A 21,088-nucleotide genomic window follows, 5' to 3' on the forward strand; every position below is an offset into this window, starting at 1 on the left:
TTCCGGTCCCGTTGGTCTGCCAGAACTCCGACTGCACATCTATTATGAATAATGGTTATAGATTGCCTGCCCGGCAAAACAGAAAAATCGGCCAGGCAATGCATGATTACACGATGTTTGCCGAAGGTGATCGGGTCCTGGTAGGGGTTTCCGGAGGCGTCGACAGTTTAACGCTTGCCTGTGTCCTTAAAATATGGCAAAAAAAGGCGCCCATTCATTTTGATCTTACAGTGCAGTATATAGCACATGATTTCTGGAGAAAGTACGGAGGTGTCGCCGATCCAGGCGAATCTATAAGCAGGCAACTGCGGAAAGTATCTCTGGAAGTCAGCATTGCCGATGAATGGCCCATCAATGAAGCCGACAGAACCTGTTATCTCTGTTCGAGAAACAGGAGAAGCCAGCTCTTTGATATAGCCCGTAAACAGGGATACAATAAAATTGCGCTGGGTCATCATAAAGACGATCTTATTGAAACCTTTATGCTGAATGCTATTTACAGCGGCAATATCTCGACAATGGTGCCCAGGCAAGATTTATTTGGCGGGACCCTATCTATTGTCCGACCGATGGCATATCTTGATAAAGATGAAGTAGGTGCGATCGCCGCCGGTCTGCAACTTGTCGCGGTGGACAGCCTCTGTCCGCTGGCAGCCGACACCAGGCGGGAAAAAGTGCGTTCTCTGTTGCAGACGCTTTACCAGGAAGAACCGGCGGCCAGAAATTCACTTTTCGCCGCGCTGGCAAATGTACGGAAAGATTATTTGTTATGAAGATTCATGGAGAATGTCTCCCCTGTTTGCTCAGACAAACTCTGCGGACGGCCCGTCTCAGTCACTGCTCACATGACCTGCAAATCCATATTCTGCAAGAGGTTTCCCTGGTGATAGCCGGAATGGACCCGATGCAGAGTCCTCCAGCCAATGCGCTCGCTGTTTATCGCAGGATCGCCGAAATCACCGGCTGTGAGGATCCGTATTACGATAAAAAAAGAGCGAGTAATCAGCAGGCTCTGCAGATTGTTCCAGGCCTGCGCCATGAGATTCAGGGTACGGAACAGGAGCTTCTGTCGGCGGTACGTTTTGCGATCGCCGGCAATATTATCGACTATGGTGCCTTCGAGACCTTTGATATTGAGGCGGCGCTGGCCCGCAGCCGCTCGGCGAACCTGGCGGTCGACCACTTTGCGGCATTTTCCGATGCTCTTGATCGAATGACGACAGGAAGCACAATCCTCTATCTTACCGATAACTGTGGCGAGATCGTCTATGATGCGCTGCTGGTCGAATATCTGCAGCGTCGTGGTTTTGACCTGGTCATTGCGGTAAAAGAGGGCCCAATAATCAATGATGCTCTGGTTGAAGACGCCCTGGAGGCAGGGTTGGACAACTATGGCCGGATCATCACCAACGGCGGCAGATATCCCGGTACCGAGCTTGCCAGATGTTCCCCGCAGTTTCTCGAATATTTTAAGGCGGCAGACCTGGTGATAGCCAAAGGGCAGGGCAATTTTGAGAGTTTATCCGAGGTGGATCGGGACATCTTTTTTCTCCTGACCATCAAGTGCGCGGTTGCCGCGCAACACATGGCGGAACTCTCTGGTGTTGCGCCGGAAATGTTGCCGGGCAAAGGCGAGATGGCCGTCTATTATTCCGGGAAGAACGTATCTGTTCACCGGAATACCGCCAAATTATAAATACCCTTCGCACTGTACGCGTTTACCAGTGCCGGAGATGTGCAGATGAGGTCTTAAGGCTGTAGGAGTGTTATCCAAAAAGGCCGAAGACACAACAGATTCGGTGCTGGTGAAAGCTTACGAAAGAACAACTGAACAGGTGGAGTGAATGAAAACACGTATTAAAAATATTCTGCGGGAAAAGCCGGTGGGCCAGCCTGTCGCTCTTGCCGGGTGGGTACGGACCAGAAGAGATACTGGAAGTTTTTCGTTTATCGAGATAAATGACGGATCGTGTCTGGCCAATTTGCAGATACTTGCCGATGAAAAGCTGAGTAATTATGCATCGGATATCAAACAGCTATCGACTGGCTCCAGTGTTATGGTCGCAGGTGTTCTGCAAAAATCGCCTGCCAAAGGGCAGGACGTCGAACTACAAGCCAGCCAGCTCACCGTGATCGGCACAGCCGACCCGGAAACCTACCCTCTCCAGAAAAAAAGGCATTCTTTTGAGTTTCTGCGTGAACTTGCTCATCTGAGACCAAGAACCAATGCCCTGGGGGCTGTCAGTCGTGTTCGTTCACGATTGTCCTATGCCGTGCATCAATTTTTTCAGGAGCGGGATTTTGTCCAGGTGCACACCCCGATAATCACAACCAGTGACTGCGAAGGCGCCGGTGAGATGTTTATTGTCTCAACGGGACAGGAGAAGAACAAGGCGGAGCACTTCTTCGGCCGGTCAGCGGGACTTACTGTCAGCGGCCAGCTGCAGGCCGAAGTTTATGCCCTGGCCCTGGGCGATGTCTACACTTTCGGGCCTACTTTCCGGGCGGAAAATTCCAACACCTCAAGGCATCTGTCCGAGTTCTGGATGCTGGAGCCGGAAATGGCCTTTTGCGATCTCCAGGGCAATATGGCCATTGCGACCGAAATGCTCAAGTACCTGTTGAATGATGCCATGTCCAACTGCCCCGAGGACATGCAGCTGTTTGATAAATTTATCGAGAAAGGGCTGTTGGATAAACTCCGGGGTGTCGTCGAAAAGGAGTTTGCCCATATTACGTATAGCGAGGCGGTGGACAGGTTGGAGAAGGCAAAAAAAGATTTTGTCTATCCGGTGAAATGGGGGCTTGATCTGCAGTCGGAACACGAACGGTATCTGTCGGAAGAGGTCTTTCAGTGTCCACTTATCGTCACCGACTATCCGGCGTCGATCAAACCTTTTTATATGCGGGTCAACGACGACAAGAAAACGGTGGCGGCAATGGACATTCTGGTACCGGGAATCGGCGAGATCGTTGGCGGCAGTCAGCGCGAAGAGCGCTACGATGTCCTCGAGGCCCGGATGATCGAGGCGGGCATAGAACTTGCCGACTATGCCTGGTACATGGACCTTCGCCGGTACGGCTCGGTGCCGCATTCAGGATTTGGTCTTGGCTTTGAGCGCCTGGTTCAGTTTGTCACCGGCATGGCTAATATTCGCGAGGTTATCGCTTTTCCGAGAGCACCAGGTTCTGCACCCTGTTGATGCTTTTGGCCATGATGGGGTTAATAATATGGAGGCAGGCGCTTGAGTAAGGAGCCCGGAGTACAAAGGATGTTTGATGCCATCGCCGGTCGTTATGATCTGATGAACCGGGTGATGACCATGGGGCAGGATCAGAAATGGCGGCGATTTGTCGTTAAAATGGCCGGTGATCCCGGTGCGGGATTGACTCTGGATCTGGCCACCGGAACCGGCGATATCGGCGCCTTGATGACCGAGACCTACCCTCAAGCACGGGTGGTGGGAGGGGATTTCTCCCTCAATATGCTGAAAGAAGCAAGAAAAAGGTTTGCCGGGAAACAACAGATAAGCTGGCAGGCCTGTGATGCCAATATGCTGCCCTTTGGCGATGATATCTTTCGCTCGGTGACCTTTGGGTATCTGCTCAGGAATGTGGATGATGCACTGCGGGTATTGCGGGAAGTGCGCAGGGTGCTCAAACCCGGCGGCCGGGTCGTCTGCCTGGATACCACGCCGCCGGCGAAAAATATGCTCTCTCCTTTTGTGCGATTTTATTTGCAGCACGGGATACCAATTATGGGCAAATTTATTGCCCGTGACGAGGCTGCATATGCGTATCTTACCGGGTCAACCATGGATTTTTACACGGCGGAACAACTCGCGCAGCTGTTCTCCGAAGCTGGCTTTGTCCAGATCGGCTATAAAAAATTTATGTGTGGAACCATTGGGGTGCACTGGGGACAAAAAATATGATTGAAAAATCGGCTTTCAAGCCAGAGGCCCTGCCCATTTATCCTTCCCGGGATACGCTGTTCACTTTTCTGGTCAACAGTGTCCGGCAATACAGCGCAAACGATGCCTACGTCTATAATGCCGGCGACGAGGAACATCGGGTCTCGTACAGCAAGCTGTTTGAAGACGTCCTCCTTCTTGCCAAGGCCTTTCGACGTCGAGGGGTGAGCCATGGCGACAAGGTCATGGTTCTGTCGGACAATCGGTATGCCTGGATAGTGACGGATCTGGCGCTGATGTCTTTTGGCGGAGTGAATGTTCCCAGGGGCTCTGACACCCCGTCGCAGGAGCTTCAATTCATTGTTGAACATTCGGATAGTTGTTATCTCGTGGTCGAAAACGATAAGCTTCTCGAGCGTCACGCTGATTTTATAAAAAATTGCCGACAGTTACGTTCAATTTTCGTTATGGCCGGACCGGCTACGCATGTCCTGTTCAGCAATGTTTTCTCCTATAACGACCTGCTCAGCGATCGGCACTACACACAAAAAGATATCGACCAATTTCTCGCCGTGGGCGAGAAAATTATCCCCCAGGATCTGCTGACCATCATATATACTTCGGGGACCACCGGAACACCAAAAGGGGTGATGCTCTCCCACGCCAACATCATGCACAATGTGCAGGTCGTGCCGGAGGTCATTCAGTTGAGTGAAAAGGACAATTGGCTGTCTATTTTGCCGAGCTGGCATATCTTTGAACGGACCGCGGAGTATGTTGCCCTGGCCAGGGGGACCACCCTGGTCTATTCATCGATCAAAACATTTTCACAGGATCTGGAAAAATATAAACCAACCCTGGTGGCAACTGTCCCTCGAGTCTGGGAATCCCTTTATGCAAAAGTACAGATGGCGGTAAAGAAAAAGGGAGCAATCGCCGGTCACCTTTTTCAGATGATGATCTGGGTCTCTTCTGCCTATCGGCGCAACAAGAGAAAGGCGCTTGGCAGGATGCCCGTCTTCAAATCGAGCGGGCGGATAGTCAAGTATGCAGCAAGAACCGTTGCGTCAGTGAAAATGGCGCTGCTGTTTCCTCTGTACAAGCTGGCCAATAAAAAACTGGCCATGGTCAGACAACGTTTTGGCGGCCGCCTGCGTCTGGCCATCAGTGGCGGCGGAACGCTCGCCACGCATCTTGAGGAGTGGATCGATGCTGTGGGTATTCGTATTGTCAATGCCTACGGCATGACCGAATGTTCCCCCGCCATAGCCGGTCGTGGCGTTAGCTGCAGGACCTACGGTACCGTCGGTCCACCCGTTCCCTGGACGGAACTCCGGGTGGTTTCAGAGGAAGGGAACGTATTGCCGGCTGGTGAAGAGGGGACCATTGAGGTTCGCGGCGCCCAGGTGACCAAAGGGTACTATCATAATGAGGAAGAAAATCACAAATCGTTTACCCCGGATGGTTTTTTCAAGACCGGTGATCTCGGCAGGATGACTATTAACGGCGAGCTCATGATAACCGGTCGGGCGAAAGAGATAATTGTCCTGTCCAGTGGCGAAAATATCGATCCGACCAAAATAGAAAATGCCCTGACCATGTTTCCTTTCATTCAGGAAGCAATCCTCGTTGGCCACGACAAAAAAGCCCTCGGCGCTCTGCTGGTTCCCAATATTGAAGAGTTGAAGGAGTATGTGGCGCAAAAAATGAGCGGGCTCAGGCAAGAGACCGCAGAATTATTGACTGATGTAAAGGTCCTCGATCATATTCGCAATGATATCAACAGGATTCTGCGGCCCAAACAAGGATTTAAACCTTATGAAAAATTGCAGGGTATTATCTTTCTCGACAAGGAATTCAAGCTCGGGGAAGAACTCACGAATACCCTGAAAAAGAAAAGACATGTCATTGAAAAAAAATATCATCAGATAATCAATGACTTGCTGCACTAACAGCTTCATGGGATTCCCACTTTTTTCGCCATACAGCAGGGTGTGCCTGTTTGTCTGTTCTGTTTTCGTTTCATTGCCCATAGAACTATGACATTTTTGTTATTTATCGGGGGGATGCTTACAAGGTTGGCATGTAATGACATCTGCTCCATCAATGGTCAATGGAACAAAGGCAGCCTCCAGGTGAGATGTGAGAATGTTTCTTGAAACTGGTATGTAAATTGCTAATGTGGTTGAGTGACTACAGCGATTACATGTTTGCCAAGAAAAAATAGCCGCGCAGGGTTGAGAAGTGAAGTGCTGTATATTTTGAATAAATATGCCTTAATGCATTACGTTAGAGAAATTATCACTCTGTTCAGTAATTGCCGGTTTGGTGAAAAACAAGACAACGAAGACTATTTTTAACAGTAAGAATCTGAAGAGAGCAGCAAACCTTTTACACCGCTCCAAAGGGTGCTGAGAAGCAAACCCGCAAGGGGCATGAAAAAACCGTTTATTTCCCTTTTGAGAGGGAGAAACTTAAGCAAAAAACGGCAACGAAAACAGAGAAAAACAGATGGATATTGATACACTGATTATAATGGGCCTGCTTGCAGCCGCCCTCTGCTGGTGGTTTGCAATTCACGTTAAAGAAGAGCGAAAAGTAATTAAGCAAGGTAATAAAGACAGACAAGACGAGCTGGAACGGGCTGAACGAGTGAGACGAATAACCAACAAATAGGTGCCTGCCAACCGTTCATGGTTTGAGGGGCAGCGTTGTCATAGGATATGGTTTATGCGCTTGCGTACAGGATGTGACTTGACGTTTGAGATTACTGTGCCGACTCCATTTGTGTTGATGCTGCGGCCGCGCAGCAGCGCCCGGCAATGGATAGCCAGTGAAAAATATACCATCACCCCCAGTGTCGCTGTCTCTGAATTTACTGATACCTACGGCAACCTCTGCCAACGTTTAATAGCTCCGCCAGGTTCTTTTTCCATAAGCACATGTGCCGAGGTAATCCTCGCGGACAGGGTCGACCGGGCAGAGGACGCTCCTTTTGTCGAGATCCACGAATTGCCCGACGATGTACTTATTTACCTCCTTCCCAGCCGTTACTGCGAGACGGAACATTTTGGTCAGATGGCTACTGCCATTGCCGAGAGCCAAATCCTGGGTTACAATCAGGTTGCAGCTATCGAATCCTGGGTGCGCAAAAATATCCGATTTAAATCTTACGGGAATGACATCCCTGTCTCCGCGGTGGATGTGAATTCAAGACAGTGGGGAGTCTGCCGTGATCTTTCCCACCTGGCGATAGCACTGTGCCGCAGCCTGAGCATTCCCGCGCGGATGGTGGTGGGGTACCTCTATGGTCTGCAACCCATGGATTTGCACGCCTGGTTTGAAGCATACCTCGCAGGCCGGTGGTATACATTTGATGCTACGCAAGCCGAATTGCAGGGTGGGTATGTCGTTCTCGGTTATGGTCGCGATGCGGCGGATGTTGCTGTTTACAACCAGTTTGGGCCTGCAGTTTATCCGACAACGCAGAGCGTTCGAGTAGAGCGGGTAGACAATGCGCACTTGTAGTCAATGATAGAGTGGAGAGGTTAGCGAAAAGAGTTTGTCACACTTCAACAAGGAAAGGTTTGATGGAAACATTTAGCACATATGACACTGAAGGCTTTTATGATGAACTGATTAACGAAAGCGGTAGTCCTCGACCGGGTGTTGAGTTGCTGGTGAACAAGATAGAGTCCCTGCCGGAAGGTGATCTGGCCTTTCGCCAGAAAGCCGCTGAGGCTTTACTCCTTAAAATGGGCATCACTTTTAATGTCTATGGCCGGGATGAAGGGACGGAAAAAATTTTCCCCTTTGATTTGATCCCGCGAATCATTCCGAGCAATGACTGGGAGCAGATTGAAGCCGGTTTGAAGCAGCGCATCTTTGCGCTGAACGAATTTATTCAGGATATTTATAACGACAAGAAGATCCTGAAAGACAAGATCGTTCCCGAAGACCTGATTCTCAGCAGCCAGACATATCGAAAGGAATGTGAGGGATTCACTCCACCCCGAAAAATATGGTGTCATGTAACGGGTACCGACCTGGTGCGGGGGAGTGACGGGTGTTTTTACGTGTTGGAAGACAATCTGCGCTGTCCTTCCGGTGTCTCCTATGTGCTGGAGAATCGCCAGGTCCTAAAACGTACTTTTCCCCAGGTTTTTGAGGCATCCCGGGTTCGCCAGGTAGATGATTATCCCGGCAAGCTGCTGGAAATGCTTGAATATCTGGCGCCCAATGAGATGCAGTCGCCAACCATTGGTGTGCTCACTCCCGGCATTTACAACAGTGCCTATTTCGAGCACTCTTTTTTATCCCAACAGATGGGCGTGGAACTGGTCGAGGGGCGTGACCTGGTGGTATCTGACGGGTTTGTCCATATGCTGACCACCAAAGGACTCAAACGTATTGACGTACTGTATCGGCGTATCGATGATGATTTTATCGACCCTACGGTATTTCGCCCCGACTCTCTCCTCGGGGTCAAGGGGTTGATCGATGTGTACAAGAAAGGCAGGATTGCCATGGCCAATGCGCCGGGTACCGGCATCGCCGACGATAAGGTTATCTACGCCTATGTGCCGAAAATCATAAAATATTATACCGGAGAAGAGGCCATTCTGCCTAACGTGCCCACCTATATTTGTCGGGAAGAAGATGATCGGGCCTACGTACTGAGCCACCTGGAAGAACTGGTCGTGAAAGCCGCCAATGAATCAGGCGGCTACGGAATGCTGATTGGACCGCATTCCACTGGTGCAGAACGGAAACAGTTTGCCGAATTGATTCTCGCCAAGCCCCGCAATTATATCGCGCAGCCGACCATATCGCTTTCGCGGGTACCCACTATTGTCGGCAACCGCATCGAGGGGCGCCATGTGGATCTGCGGCCCTACATTCTTTTTGGTAAGGAAATTTACGTGCAGCCGGGTGGCCTGACTCGAGTAGCATTAAAGAAAGGATCGCTGGTAGTCAACTCATCCCAGGGCGGTGGAAGCAAAGACACCTGGGTTTTGTTGCCGAATCAATCATAGGAGGAAGGGAATGCTGAGTCGTGTTGCCAATTCAATTTACTGGATGTGCCGCTATATCGAACGCGCGGAAAATGTTGCTCGTTTTATTGGGGTCAATCTCAATCTGCTGCTGGATATGCCTTCGGAAAAAGACAAACACTGGTTACCGCTGGTAATGACTACCGGGGATCAGGAGCTTTTTGAAAAAAATGAGGCTGACTATAACCAGGAGGCGGTTCTCTGGTTTCTTACCTTCGACCGGACATATCCGAATTCTATCCTCAGTTGTGTCGCTGCTGCCAGGGAAAACGCCCGCTCCATTCGCGAGATCATTTCTTCGGAAATGTGGGAACATCTGAATCATTTCTATCTCGAACTCGTCAAGGAAGAAAGCATTAAGATGGCTTTGCAGGACCCTGACCGATTTTTCAATATTATTAAAATGCGCAGTCACCTGTTCACCGGGCTGCTGGACAGCACTATGAGTCATGGAGAGGCGTGGAATTTTGCCAGGATCGGCATGATGATCGAACGGGCCGATAAAACGTCACGAATTCTTGATGTGAAGTACTTCATGCTGCTTCCCCAGGCCGATTTAGTGAACACCCCCATTGATAACATTCAATGGATTGCCGTGCTCCGCTCAGCCAGTGCCTTTGAAATGTACAGAAAGGAATTTCATCATATAATTCCCCGAAATGTTGCTAATTTTCTGATTTTTGATAAAAATTTCCCCCGCTCCATCTACCACTGCATTTCTAAAGCACAGATTTGGCTGCACCGGATTGCGGGTACCCCGCCGGGCTCGGTTACCAATAATGCCGAAAAACAGTTGGGCCGACTTATGGCCGACCTTGAGTATACTGATATTGATGAGGTTATTGATTCGGGACTCCATGAGTTCCTCGATAACCTGCAGAGCCGCTTAAATATGGTGGGGGGGACAATCGGGACGACGTTTTTTAATATCAAACCTCAGGTAACCTCGACGGCCTCGGAACAATCGCAGACAACTCTGCAATCCTGATCAAACCCCGGTAAACGGGAAGAAAGCCGGGATACGTTCCTGCACGAAATAAATTATTTGTGAAAAGCGCAATAAATTTGTTTTTACATCACTAACCAGCCTTCATACGCCTCTGTACCTAGTTGACCTGAGATGGTGAACGAGGCACCAATAACTTACTACTACAAGGAATACCAGTGGGAATTCATATCGCTATAAACCATAAAACATCGTATCGTTACGACCGTGCCATCAACCTTGGACCGCAGATAGTGCGGCTGCGCCCGGCTCCTCACTGCCGTACTCCCATCCTCAGCTACTCGATGAAGGTGACGCCCAAAGAGCATTTCATCAACTGGCAGCAGGATCCTTTCAGCAATTATTTAGGTCGCCTGGTCTTCCCGGAAAAAACGACCAGGTTCGAGGTGGAGATCGATCTGATCGCCGATATGATCATCATTAACCCCTTCGATTATTTCCTGGAACCGGATGCAGAGGAGTTCCCTTTTACTTATGATAAAGAATTGAAGCAGGATTTAATTCCCTATCTGGTAAAAAATGAATCAGGGAAGAAGCTGAAAAAATATCTCAAGGAAATAGACTGCACTCCTCGGCGTACCATTGATTTTCTGGTCGATTTAAACATCAAGCTGAGTAATGACATCAAGTATCTCATTCGCATGGAACCGAATGTGCAGAGTTGTAAACAGACTCTGGAGCTGCGGAGTGGTTCCTGTCGGGATTCGGCGTGGCTGCTGGTTAACATCCTCAGGCATTTTGGCCTGGCCGCCCGTTTTGTTTCCGGCTATCTGGTCCAGCTCAAGCAGGATGTGAAATCGCTTGATGGCCCATCCGGGCCCGAAGTTGATTTCACCGACCTGCACGCCTGGACGGAGGTGTATCTCCCCGGTGCCGGCTGGGTGGGGATGGATCCGACTTCCGGACTTTTTGCCGGAGAAGGGCACATACCACTGGCCTGCTCACCCGAGCCGCAAAGTGCTGCACCGATTACCGGTGCTTTAGACGAATGCGAGGTGGATTTCAGTCACACCATGTCTGTTACCCGCATTCTTGAAGCGCCGCGATCTACCCGGCCTTATCCGGAACATGTCTGGGCGGATATCGTCCAGCTTGGCGACCAGGTTGACCGGGAGCTGATGGAGCGCGACGTTCGCTTGAGCATGGGGGGCGAGCCCACGTTTGTTTCCATTGACGATATGGAAAGTGCCCAATGGACGACCGAAGCGCTTGGCAAGGAGAAGCTCGAGCTGGCGGAAACCCTCATCAAAAAATTAAAGGAGCAATGGGCGCCCGGTGGATTCCTCCACTATGGCCAGGGCAAATGGTATCCGGGCGAATCACTGCCCCGATGGGCGCTGGGCTGTTATTGGCGAACAGACGGCGAGCCAATCTGGAAAAACGAAAAATTGATGGCCGATTTTGCCATAGATTATGGTTTTGGCATAGCTGAAGCCAAAAAATTTATCAATGCTCTGGCCGACACCTTAAAGGTGAATAAAAAATACATCCGTGAAAGTTACGAGGATATTCTACATTACCTGAAAAAAGAAAGAGACTTACCGGTAAATGTAGATCCCATGGATCCCAAGTTGCACGATCCCGAAGAAAGAAAACGGATGGTCAATGCCTTTGAGCGCGGTCTTGGCGCAGTAGTAGGGTATGTCTTGCCTCTGCAGCACGGCTCCTGGAAGAGTGGTCCCTGGCCGTTGCGGACCGAGCATATGTTTTTGCTGCCGGGCGATTCTCCGGTGGGGCTGCGTCTGCCGCTCGACTCTTTGCCATGGGTCGCGGAAAAGGATATCCCCGCGGAATATACCATGGATCCCATGGCTGATCGGGAGCCGCTGGAAGTGGCCGGAAAGAGTAAGGATGATAAAAAAGGGAAGGGGATTAAGAAGGAAAAGGCAGCAAAGCTGCTGGCCAAGCAGCAGGCAGGCGACGATATCAGCGCGCAACCCGAACCCTTTAAGGATCCGCAGCCGGTAGTGGGCGAATCCGCTGCCTGGCTGGTTCGGACAGCCCTGTGTGTGCAGCCCCGCGATGGTCGGCTCTTTATCTTCATGCCACCGATTACCTCGCTTGAAGGATATCTGGAACTGGTCGGCTGCATTGAGGCAACGGCGAAAAAGACCAAATTGCCGGTCGTTCTTGAAGGCTATGCACCGCCTGCCGATTATCGTCTGGAGAGCCTAAAAGTGACTCCCGATCCAGGAGTCATCGAGGTCAACATCCAGCCCATGCACAGTTGGCGGCAAATGGTTGACTGCACCACGACGCTTTATGATTTGGCGAGACAGAGCCGTCTCGGTACCGAAAAATTTATGGTCGATGGCCGCCATACCGGCACCGGCGGCGGCAACCATATTGTTATCGGTGGTGCGACGCCGGCCGACAGCCCCTTTTTGCGACGGCCGGACCTGCTGCGCAGCTTTGTCACTTTCTGGAACAATCATCCATCGCTTTCTTTTTTGTTTTCCGGTCTCTTCATCGGTCCAACCAGCCAGCAGCCACGTATTGATGAAGCTCGACACGACAGCCTCTATGAGCTCGAGATCGCGTTTGCCGAACAAGACCGGCAGACGGGGCCGAACCAACCCTGTCCGCCATGGCTGGTTGATAGACTGTACCGCAATTTTCTCATCGACGTGGCAGGAAATACCCACCGGGCGGAATTTTGTATCGACAAGCTGTATTCGCCGGACAGTTCGGCGGGACGCCTGGGCCTGCTTGAATTCCGGGCCTTTGAGATGCCGCCTCACGCCCGAATGAGCCTCGCCCAGCAGCTTCTCCTGCGCATCTTTGTCAGCTGGTTCTGGCAGATGCCGTATCGTCAGGAACTGGTCCGCTGGGGAACCCGGCTCCATGACCGCTTTATGCTCCCACAGTTGATAGGTGATGATTTTGCCGATGTGTTGGCTATTCTGAGGCAGGCGGGATATCCGGTGTCTATGGATTTCTTCCATCCCCATTTCGAGTTTCGTTTCCCCGTCTACGGCAGGGTGAATTACCAGGGGATGGATATCGAAATACGCCAGGCGCTCGAACCCTGGCATGTGCTGGGCGAAGAAGCAGGGGGCGGTGGAACCGCGCGTTATGTTGATTCTTCGCTGGAGAGGATCCAGATAAAGGTTTCCGGCATGACCGGAGAACGCTATGTCGTTACCTGCAACGGCCGGCGTGTTCCTCTTCAGGCAACGCTGACCGCGGGGACGTTTGTCGCCGGTGTTCGCTATCGCGCATGGCAGCCGCCGTCCTGCTACCATCCGACCATTGGTATCCATGCTCCGCTGACCATTGATCTTTTTGATACCTGGACCGGGAGGGCGGTAGGTGGGTGTCAATATCATGTCGGACATCCAGGTGGGCGCAGTGCCGATGATTTTCCAGTGAATTCCAATGAAGCTGAAGGACGACGAAACGCCCGGTTTATTCCTCATGGTCATACGCCTGGTGACTTCGTCGTCATACCGACTGAAGAAACCAATCGCTATTTTCCTTATACTCTTGATTTGCGGACCCCAAAACGGTAAATAAGCGCCAGGAGCGACAATTACGTCGCTCATTATGTGGCGGTAAGACCGCAACAATGAGGCAGCAACAGTATTATGAGTAACATAGATATTAATGGTGCATCCAGTCAAAAAGTAAAACCGGTGTCCATCTTTGACCTGGAATCCTTACCGGCCGATGCTTATTGCGAGGCATTCTCCGGTAAGGCTCAGCCCCGCAAACATTGGCAGCCAATTCTCAACGCACTGGATGCCAAAGCTCCTGACGACCTCAGAGAGTATCACGAAAAAACGCGGCACATGCGTCATGAAGATGGCGCTACGATAAACCCCTTCGATGATTCCACCGGACGGGCCACCTCCTGGGCGCTTGATATGATTCCATTGCCCATTTCTGAAGGGGAATGGGCAGGGATCGAAGAGGGGGTGACGCAGCGGGCCCTGTTGCTCGAAAAAATTCTGGCGGACACCTACGGGCCGCAGGAGTTGTTGAAAAACGGCAGCATTCCCGCTGAGCTGGTTTTCGCCAATCCCAACTTTCTGCTTTCCTGCCATGGAATCCAGCCCTCCGGCAACCGGTTTCTGACTTTCTATGCCGTAGATCTCTATCGAGGTCTTGATGGTCGTTTTAAAGTACTCCGTGATTATGCTTCTAATCCGGCTGGTCTTGGCTATGCCCTGGAAAACCGTATCGTCATGTCGCGGGTATTTTCCGAACTCTACCATAAAACCCAGATTCGCCGCTTAGCGCCGTTTTTCCAGACCTTTCACCGCGCCCTGATCCAGCGAGCGTCTCTTCGAAGAGAAGACCCTGGTATTGTGTTGTTTTCTCCCGGCCCTGACAGCCGTATCTACTATGAACATGCCTTGCTCTCACGCTATCTGGGGTATCCACTGGTGGAAGGCCAGGATCTCACGGTACGCAACGGCAAGGTGTTTTTGAAAAAACTGGCCGGGCTTGAGCCGGTAGAGGCCATCTTCCGCCATATTCCTGATCTTGGCAGCGACCCTTTTGCTCTGCGGCGTGAAACCGCCAATGGAGTGGCCGGGCTCATCCAGGTATGTCGTGAACAAAACATCGATATTGTTAACCCGATTGGCAGCGGGTTTGTCGATACGCCGATATTAAAGACCTTCCTGCCTCTGCTCTGCCGGCAAATGCTTGGTTCAGATCTGCTGCTGGAAAACCATCCCAGCTGGTGGTGCGGCAACAGTGATGGGCTCAAGCACGCCATGGCCAATCTGCAAGACTTGACTGTCGGTCCGGCCATGGATCAATCAGCAGTGGTCGATCTCTATGTTGATTCGATGGCAGAAATAAGAACGAATCCCTCTCGATATATGGTTTCTGGCCACCTTGCTCCGTCCCTTGCGCCAACATGGGGTGCCGGTGGCGTCAGCCAGTGCTATAACGTTATACGGGTTTTTGCCTGTGCCACGGAACACGGATTCTCGGTTATGCCCGGAGGGCTTGCGATTACCGCTGGCGATGTGGAAACGCTTAAAGGCAACTCTCCGGAGCAACAACAGAGTAAGGATATCTGGGTCTTATCAGATAAACCGGTCGAACCTTTTTCCATGATGGATGGATTTCATGCCGTCGCCGAGTTCAAGCGCAGCAATGATCTCCCCAGCAGGGTTGCCGACAACTTACTGTGGCTGGGGAGATATCTTGAGCGTGCCGAAGGACTCATACGCCTGCTGCGTTCGGTGTATCGACTCTTATCGGGTGAAGATCGACCAGAAGATATTCCGGAGCTGCAATTCTTGCTCAACATTCTCCGGACGAAAAACATCATTCCCAAGAATACTGCAGCAGATACAGGCCTTATGTTCTACAAAGAGCTGCAACAACAGCTCCGTGATGCCCTGTATCGAAAGGACAAACCTGAAAGTGTAGTGTTTATTTTACGACGGGTACAGGAAACCACACGCAATGTTCGGGATCGACTCTCTGCCGATTCGTCCCGGGCTATCAACCGATTGGAAGAATTTGCGCATAACCCGTTCAGTGATCCCATCGAACTCTTAGATAAAACCTTGTTCACCTTGAGCGCGTTTAGTGGACTGGCCATGGAAAGCATGACCCGGGGGCTGGGGTGGCGCTTTATGGATATGGGCCGCAGGGTCGAGCGGGCTTTGAACCAGGCGATTCTTATACGGTTCGGCCTTCCCCAGGTTTGCAGCGGTTCCCGGAATACTTTGCAATCTCTGCTGGAGGTGTCTGATAGCCTCATGACCTATCGGGCCAGATACAAATCCACATTTCAACTGGCACCGGTACTGGACCTCCTGCTGGCTGATGAAAGCAACCCTAAATCTCTGGCTTTCCAGTTCAGCCAGCTTGCGAGCCACGTGGAACACCTGCCCCGGCAGAGTGAACGGCGGTTTTCCTGTGCTGAGGAAAGGATTGCTTTGAAGATGCTCACCACCGTTCGATTACTCGACCTCACCGGGATCGAATGCGGTGCCCAGAAATCTCAGGATGACACGCTGACACCATTTCTTGAATGCATGGAGGCACTGCTTAAAGAGTTCGGCCAGCAAATCAGCGGACATTATCTCAGTCGAGTCCCTGCAACTCCCCATTACACAATGATTCCAGGGGATCGTTTAGTATGAAATACCGTATCATTCATAATACCAGCTATAAGTATTCTGCACCGGCCTCACTCTCACAGAATGAACTCTTGCTGCATCCCCGCCGAACGCCGTCGCAAGAGGTCCTTTCGTGTCAATTGTCGATAGTGCCCAAACCCCAGTATCTACATTGCCGAACCGATTATTTCGGCAATACGGTGCATGTGTTCATGGTGCAGCATCCGCATAATGAACTGGCTATGTCAGCCACCAGTATCGTCAGAACGTCCCGCCCGGTCATTCCGGAACCGAATGATGCAACTGCTCCTTACGAAATAGTGGCGCAGCGGTTGGCTGAACGCAGACAGCTGATTGAACTTGAGGCGTCGCAGTTTGTTTTTGCCAGCCCGCTCGTCACGGTCAATGCAACAGCTACAGATTATGCCAGACAATCTTTTCCTCCGGGGACTCCGGTGCTGGTCGGTGCCACCGATCTGGTTCGGCGTATTTTTACGGAATTTGCGTACGATAAGAATGCGAGTACTGTTGATACGACTGTCGAGCAGGTATTGATTAACAGGAAGGGCGTTTGCCAGGACTTTGCCCATCTTGCCATTAGCTGTCTGCGCGGTCTTGGCCTTGCCGCACGCTACGTGAGCGGGTATATGGAGACGGTTCCTCCGCCCGGAAAACCAAAATTAGTCGGTGCAGATGCATCCCATGCCTGGATTTCTGTTTTTCTGCCTGATTTTGGCTGGGTTGACCTTGATCCCACCAACAATTTAATTGTTAATGAAAGCTATATTACCGTCGCCTGGGGACGTGATTACGGTGATGTGGCTCCGGTGAAAGGAGTGGTCATGGGGGGAGGGGCGCATATGCTGTCGGTTATGGTTGATGTTGCGAGGCAAGAAGAAGCTTTAGTGTAAAAGGTGGAAATATCAGCTGAGCTTTTTGGTTTTCTGACTGATGATGGTCGATTTCTCGCAATGGGTACCTGTCTTGGGACTACAATCGAGCAGGATAGCCATGACCTTGTCGGCGGTGTTGAAGCATTGTGCATCTTCCAGCCTTGCCAGCAGGTCGGACATCAACCTGCTGAATTGCTCGCACTGAGCATAGTCGGAAACCGCACGCTGATGCAGGGCACACGCTTTCTCTAAATCTCTCTGGATATCTTCTGGTAGAACCTCAGCCGTAAATCCGGATGCTTTCATAATGAGTTGTAACCTCGTGCTGTCTTCGAGGGATTATTTTCCGACGGAATTGGCATTTTTTTTAACAGCGCTGTTGTGCTGCTCTGTCAGCTCTTTTGCCAGATTTGCCTGCTCAATCGGCGTCTCGATACTCCTCACTGCCTCTTTGGCAATTTTGTCGGTAGCCTGTTCGGTACGTCCTTTTTCCGCCGGCTCGTCAGAATTTGAACATGCAGTGAGCATGGTTGCCATAAGTGCGGTTAAAATTAGTTTGTGGAGTTGAACAAACATTATGTCCTCATGAAAATAAAAATATGGAAGTTATTTATAATTTCAACACTTTTTCAAAATTAAACTCAAACCATCTCTACACCAGATAAAAATATCATATTTACAGCAAAAATAACAAAGGGACTTAAAGCCGACGGCTTTAAGTCCCTGAATTCGTTGGTCGGGATGAGAGGATTTGAACCTCCGGCCCCTTGTCCCCCAGACAAGTGCGCTACCAAGCTGCGCTACATCCCGACACGTGCTGTGTATCTACCATTTGTTGGAATTGCTGTCAACCGCATCTAGTAGAATTTAGTATTTCCCCGATCATTTTCTTGTTTGGCGGAGTTAGTTTTCTTTTTTGCTGGTGAGCAGGTTTTGCAGCTCTTTCAGTTCCTGTTTAATAGTTTGCAGTGTTTCAGATACTTTCGTGTTCGGGAGGATTACCGCTCCCGCCTGGCCAGGTTTTTGCCCGCTTTCGAGAAATTTTCTGGCCCCCGCAATAGTATATCCCTGCTCGTGCAGGAGTGTCTTGATGTCAAGTATCAGCTCAACATCCTGTCTCCGGTACAGTCGCTGTTTGGAGTTCGCCCTTTTAGGGTTAATTCCTGGAAATTCCGACTCCCAATAGCGAAGGACATGCGTCGGCACATCGGCCATCTTTGCCACTTCACCGATCTTGAAATAGAGCTTGTCTGGTATTGCTGTCTTCGTCATGCCAGCCTCATCTCTACTTGTATCAGGGGTCGGAAATATTTACTAGCTATTCACCTGCTCCCTGAGCTTCTTGCTGGGCCGAAAACTTACGGCCTGGCGCTTCTTGATGGTAATGGTTTCACCTGTGCGTGGATTCCGACCCTTGCGCGGCGATTTGTCCCGTACCGTGAAGGTGCCGAAATGGACAAGCTTTATCGATTCGCCGGACAGCATCGACCCTTTCATATTGTCAAGAAAGCTGTCGACAATCTGTGCACAGTTGCTTTGCGAATAGCCAAGCTGATTGGCTAAGGTTTCGGTCAGTTCTTTTCTGGTAAGATTATTTATGCTGTTATCATGCATTGCGGAAACTCCCTTCAAATTCATCACTAAGCAAACGTACTATTTTAGAATGGGATTTTTCCACATTTTTTTCCGTCAGCGTTTTTGTTTCAGATCTATAGGTAATGGTAAGAGCAACACTTTTATACCCATCGGGTATCTTTGCTCCTTTAAAAACATCAAAAATATCACAACTCTCGATGAGTTTATCTCGAGTGTTTCTCACTCTGGCTAAAAGCTCCCCGGCCGAAACATTGTCGGCGACGACAAGGGCAATATCTCTTTTTACCGATGGGTATACCGGTAAAGATGAGAATTTTTTGCCTTCCGTCTCGAGATCACAAATTCTATCATAGAAAAGATCAAAATAAAATACATCATGTTTAATCGAGAATCGTCGAAGTACCTCGGCTTTGATCTTGCCGAGTGAACCGAGTTGTACTTCTCCGGCGAATATATTCAGCGCATATTGTTGTTCAGCAAAAGGTTCACCGCCATTTTCCGGGAGAGCAAAGCGTATTGCCTCCTGTTCTCCGATGCGTCCCAGCCCCATCTCATGGAAAATGAACTCCACCGCGCCTTTGACGTCAAAGATGTCCACCGGTTCCTGTTTGAAGTGCAGCGGCGAGCTCTCTCCATGTCGATTTCCGGAGAGGACACCAGACAGAAGCATTACTTCGCCTGGCTGGACATTGATGCCCGCAGGAATAAAGACTTTACCGATCTCGAACATCTTAACTGCCGTTTTCTGGTGATTGATATTTCTTTTAACGGTCTCCAGTAAGCCGGGCAGCAGCATTGTGCGCATAACCGACTGGTCTTCACTGAGCGGATTGAGCAGCCTAACCGGAGAAAATCGCGCGTCGCTATCGGCAATATTCAGCATCTCAGCATGTTTTTCCGATATAAAACTGTAGTTGATCGCCTCGGTGTACCCGATGGAAGTGAGACGCTCAGCAAGCGCCAATCGTCTCGCACGATTACTGTCCTGCTCAGGATAGCTGAGCTTTACTTTCGGGAGCGTTGCCGGGATATTATTGTAGCCGTAGAGGCGGGCGATCTCTTCCACCAGGTCCGCCTCTCTTTCGATATCGATCCGAAAAGAAGGAGGCGTAATGGTTAATTTGTCGTTTTCGGCCAGCTGACAGCCGATACCGATGGACTCAAGAAGATCAATAATTCCTTCGGTCTTCAACTCTATGCCCAGCAGCTCATTGGTCCTGGCAACACTTAAAGTGATCGCAGGTTTTTCGGTTTTGCCGGGATAGCAGTCAATACCGTTATCGGCAGCTTGACCATCTGCCACGGCAACCATTAATTCCACGGCGCGATTGAGTGCATTTATGGTACCCTCGGGGTCTACACCCCTTTCAAAGCGATACGATGCATCCGTTGCCATATTCAGTTTTCTGGCGGTTTTACGAATAGAGACGGAATTGAAGCAGGCACTCTCGAGGAGAATATTGGTTGTTTTTTCGGTGACTTCGGAGTTCAGTCCGCCCATGACACCGGCGACCGCAATAGGTTTTTCACCATCGCATATCATGAGCATTTCGGAGTCGAGCTGGCGTCCTGCATCGTCTAAGGTGGCAAAAGTCATCTCGTCAGGACGTGGGGTACGAACCACAATTTTTTGACCGGCAAGGGTATCAAAATCAAACGCATGCAGTGGTTGGCCGTATTCGAGCATCACGAAGTTGGTTATGTCGACAATGTTGTTAATCGGTCTGAGCCCAACGTTAAGAAGACATTTTTTCAACCACCATGGCGACGGACCGATTTTCACATCTTTGACGAGGCGTGCAGCATAGCGGGGACACAGCTCATCTGCTTCGATGATGACTGAAAAATCACTGCTTGGGTGAGCTATTTCTGCCTCTTGTACCGGCAAGGTGAGAGGTTTTCGAACGACGCCGGCTATTTCCCGCGCAATACCTATTACAGAGGCACAATCTGGTCGGTTGGGGGTCAGATCTACTTCAACGAAAATATCTTCGAGGTCGAGGGAGTTGATGAAAGACTGGCCATGCGCAGTTGCCTGCGGCAGCTCCATTATGCCGTCGTGTTCGTTGCTCAGACCAAGCTCTCTTTCAGAACAGATCATGCCGAAAGATTCAATCCCGCGTATTTTAGATTTGCTGATCTTAAAGTTTCCGGGCAGGACAGTACCGGGCAGGGCAACCACAACCGCCAACCCTTGTCGAACATTAGGCGCGCCACAGACGATCTGGTGGCTTTGCTCTCCGATCTGTACTTGACAGACGGTCAGCTTGTCGGCGTCGGGATGCTTAACCGCTGATGTGACCAGTCCGGTTTTCAGCTCGGCCAGCTCCTGATAGAGCGGGGCAAGTGTGTCAACCTCAAGTCCCAGCATGGTAAGATGTTCAGCAATCTCTTCCGGCGTGAGGCCCTGAATATCTATATATTTTTTTAACCAGTTAAGAGTAAACTTCATGGCAATATTGTTGATTGTAGTGAAACTGACTGACCCAGATGAACCGGGCATTGGCCTTCATGGCATGCATATCCACGTGCAAGC

At 50.5% G+C, this 21,088-nt stretch carries 17 protein-coding genes and 1 tRNA gene; 12 read left to right on the top strand and 6 right to left on the bottom strand.

From position 1 onward, the window contains the following. Nucleotides 1-44 precede the first annotated feature (44 nt). From FCL47_RS21575 to FCL47_RS21625, 12 genes are all read left to right on the top strand, one after another. Nucleotides 45-773, top strand: a complete 729-nt coding sequence (locus FCL47_RS21575) for an ATP-binding protein (RefSeq protein ID WP_136815801.1) — start codon at nt 45-47, stop codon at nt 771-773. Further along, on the top strand, nt 770-1,696 hold the full coding sequence (locus tag FCL47_RS21580) for a DUF89 domain-containing protein (protein ID WP_136815802.1): 927 nt from the start codon (nt 770-772) through the stop codon (nt 1,694-1,696). The genes FCL47_RS21575 and FCL47_RS21580 overlap by 4 nt, the downstream gene beginning before the upstream one ends. A 148-nt stretch (nt 1,697-1,844) precedes the next feature. Beyond that, nucleotides 1,845-3,203, top strand: coding sequence for an asparagine--tRNA ligase (gene asnS, locus FCL47_RS21585; protein WP_136815803.1), 1,359 nt, complete (start codon nt 1,845-1,847; stop codon nt 3,201-3,203). A gap of 69 nt (nt 3,204-3,272) precedes the next feature. Continuing rightward, nucleotides 3,273-3,935 (top strand): bifunctional demethylmenaquinone methyltransferase/2-methoxy-6-polyprenyl-1,4-benzoquinol methylase UbiE, encoded by a 663-nt coding sequence (ubiE, locus tag FCL47_RS21590; RefSeq protein ID WP_240744334.1) that lies wholly within the window; start codon nt 3,273-3,275, stop codon nt 3,933-3,935. After that, entirely contained in the window at nt 3,932-5,866 is a 1,935-nt protein-coding gene (locus FCL47_RS21595) for a long-chain fatty acid--CoA ligase (RefSeq protein WP_136815805.1), read from the top strand. The genes ubiE and FCL47_RS21595 overlap by 4 nt, the downstream gene beginning before the upstream one ends. Before the next feature lie 559 nt (nt 5,867-6,425). Beyond that, nucleotides 6,426-6,590, top strand: coding sequence for a hypothetical protein (locus tag FCL47_RS24485; RefSeq protein ID WP_153306389.1), 165 nt, complete (start codon nt 6,426-6,428; stop codon nt 6,588-6,590). Nucleotides 6,591-6,644: 54 nt separating this feature from the next. Continuing rightward, nucleotides 6,645-7,442: a transglutaminase family protein gene (locus FCL47_RS21600; RefSeq protein ID WP_136815806.1), complete on the top strand. Its 798-nt coding sequence runs from the start codon at nt 6,645-6,647 to the stop codon at nt 7,440-7,442. Between the two features lie 62 nt (nt 7,443-7,504). After that, nucleotides 7,505-8,950 carry a circularly permuted type 2 ATP-grasp protein gene (locus FCL47_RS21605; RefSeq protein WP_136815807.1) on the top strand — a complete coding sequence of 482 codons (1,446 nt, stop codon included), beginning with the start codon at nt 7,505-7,507 and terminating at the stop codon, nt 8,948-8,950. A 10-nt stretch (nt 8,951-8,960) separates the two neighbouring features. Beyond that, nucleotides 8,961-9,956 (top strand): alpha-E domain-containing protein, encoded by a 996-nt coding sequence (locus FCL47_RS21610; RefSeq protein ID WP_136815808.1) that lies wholly within the window; start codon nt 8,961-8,963, stop codon nt 9,954-9,956. A 176-nt stretch (nt 9,957-10,132) separates the two neighbouring features. Next, nucleotides 10,133-13,486, top strand: coding sequence for a DUF2126 domain-containing protein (locus FCL47_RS21615; protein WP_136815809.1), 3,354 nt, complete (start codon nt 10,133-10,135; stop codon nt 13,484-13,486). A 75-nt stretch (nt 13,487-13,561) separates the two neighbouring features. Then, nucleotides 13,562-16,087, top strand: coding sequence for a circularly permuted type 2 ATP-grasp protein (locus tag FCL47_RS21620; protein WP_136815810.1), 2,526 nt, complete (start codon nt 13,562-13,564; stop codon nt 16,085-16,087). Then, nucleotides 16,084-16,974: a transglutaminase family protein gene (locus FCL47_RS21625; protein WP_136815811.1), complete on the top strand. Its 891-nt coding sequence runs from the start codon at nt 16,084-16,086 to the stop codon at nt 16,972-16,974. Before FCL47_RS21620 ends, FCL47_RS21625 begins: the two co-directional genes overlap by 4 nt. 12 nt (nt 16,975-16,986) lie before the next feature. Here the strand turns inward: FCL47_RS21625 and FCL47_RS21630 are convergent, their stop codons facing one another. The 6 genes from FCL47_RS21630 to pheT all read right to left on the bottom strand — a co-directional run bounded on the left by FCL47_RS21630 (nt 16,987) and on the right by pheT (nt 21,055). Further along, nucleotides 16,987-17,262 (bottom strand): hypothetical protein, encoded by a 276-nt coding sequence (locus tag FCL47_RS21630; RefSeq protein WP_136815812.1) that lies wholly within the window; start codon nt 17,260-17,262, stop codon nt 16,987-16,989. Between the two features lie 33 nt (nt 17,263-17,295). Beyond that, the gene (locus tag FCL47_RS21635; protein ID WP_136815813.1) at nt 17,296-17,532 is read right to left on the bottom strand and encodes a hypothetical protein; all 237 of its coding nucleotides are present in this window, start codon (nt 17,530-17,532) and stop codon (nt 17,296-17,298) included. Between the two features lie 157 nt (nt 17,533-17,689). Further along, a tRNA-Pro gene (locus tag FCL47_RS21640) sits at nt 17,690-17,766 on the bottom strand. 93 nt (nt 17,767-17,859) lie between these two features. Next, entirely contained in the window at nt 17,860-18,228 is a 369-nt protein-coding gene (locus tag FCL47_RS21645; RefSeq protein WP_136815814.1) for a MerR family transcriptional regulator, read from the bottom strand. 42 nt (nt 18,229-18,270) lie between these two features. Continuing rightward, complete coding sequence (locus FCL47_RS21650) at nt 18,271-18,570, bottom strand: integration host factor subunit alpha (RefSeq protein WP_240744335.1); 300 nt, start codon at nt 18,568-18,570, stop codon at nt 18,271-18,273. After that, complete coding sequence (gene pheT, locus FCL47_RS21655) at nt 18,563-21,055, bottom strand: phenylalanine--tRNA ligase subunit beta (RefSeq protein WP_240744336.1); 2,493 nt, start codon at nt 21,053-21,055, stop codon at nt 18,563-18,565. The genes FCL47_RS21650 and pheT overlap by 8 nt, the downstream gene beginning before the upstream one ends. Nucleotides 21,056-21,088: the final 33 nt, after the last annotated feature.

Source organism: Desulfopila sp. IMCC35006, from assembly GCF_005116645.1.
GTDB lineage: Bacteria > Desulfobacterota > Desulfobulbia > Desulfobulbales > Desulfocapsaceae > Desulforhopalus_A.

Coding starts and splice junctions, on each gene's coding strand:
- FCL47_RS21575 (WP_136815801.1), top strand. CDS start 45: ATGAATAATGGTTATAGATTGCCTGCCCGGCAAAACAGAAAAATCGGC.
- FCL47_RS21580 (WP_136815802.1), top strand. CDS start 770: ATGAAGATTCATGGAGAATGTCTCCCCTGTTTGCTCAGACAAACTCTG.
- asnS (WP_136815803.1), top strand. CDS start 1,845: ATGAAAACACGTATTAAAAATATTCTGCGGGAAAAGCCGGTGGGCCAG.
- ubiE (WP_240744334.1), top strand. CDS start 3,273: ATGTTTGATGCCATCGCCGGTCGTTATGATCTGATGAACCGGGTGATG.
- FCL47_RS21595 (WP_136815805.1), top strand. CDS start 3,932: ATGATTGAAAAATCGGCTTTCAAGCCAGAGGCCCTGCCCATTTATCCT.
- FCL47_RS24485 (WP_153306389.1), top strand. CDS start 6,426: ATGGATATTGATACACTGATTATAATGGGCCTGCTTGCAGCCGCCCTC.
- FCL47_RS21600 (WP_136815806.1), top strand. CDS start 6,645: ATGCGCTTGCGTACAGGATGTGACTTGACGTTTGAGATTACTGTGCCG.
- FCL47_RS21605 (WP_136815807.1), top strand. CDS start 7,505: ATGGAAACATTTAGCACATATGACACTGAAGGCTTTTATGATGAACTG.
- FCL47_RS21610 (WP_136815808.1), top strand. CDS start 8,961: ATGCTGAGTCGTGTTGCCAATTCAATTTACTGGATGTGCCGCTATATC.
- FCL47_RS21620 (WP_136815810.1), top strand. CDS start 13,562: ATGAGTAACATAGATATTAATGGTGCATCCAGTCAAAAAGTAAAACCG.
- FCL47_RS21625 (WP_136815811.1), top strand. CDS start 16,084: ATGAAATACCGTATCATTCATAATACCAGCTATAAGTATTCTGCACCG.
- FCL47_RS21630 (WP_136815812.1), bottom strand. CDS start 17,262: ATGAAAGCATCCGGATTTACGGCTGAGGTTCTACCAGAAGATATCCAG.
- FCL47_RS21635 (WP_136815813.1), bottom strand. CDS start 17,532: ATGTTTGTTCAACTCCACAAACTAATTTTAACCGCACTTATGGCAACC.
- FCL47_RS21645 (WP_136815814.1), bottom strand. CDS start 18,228: ATGACGAAGACAGCAATACCAGACAAGCTCTATTTCAAGATCGGTGAA.
- FCL47_RS21650 (WP_240744335.1), bottom strand. CDS start 18,570: ATGCATGATAACAGCATAAATAATCTTACCAGAAAAGAACTGACCGAA.
- pheT (WP_240744336.1), bottom strand. CDS start 21,055: ATGCCCGGTTCATCTGGGTCAGTCAGTTTCACTACAATCAACAATATT.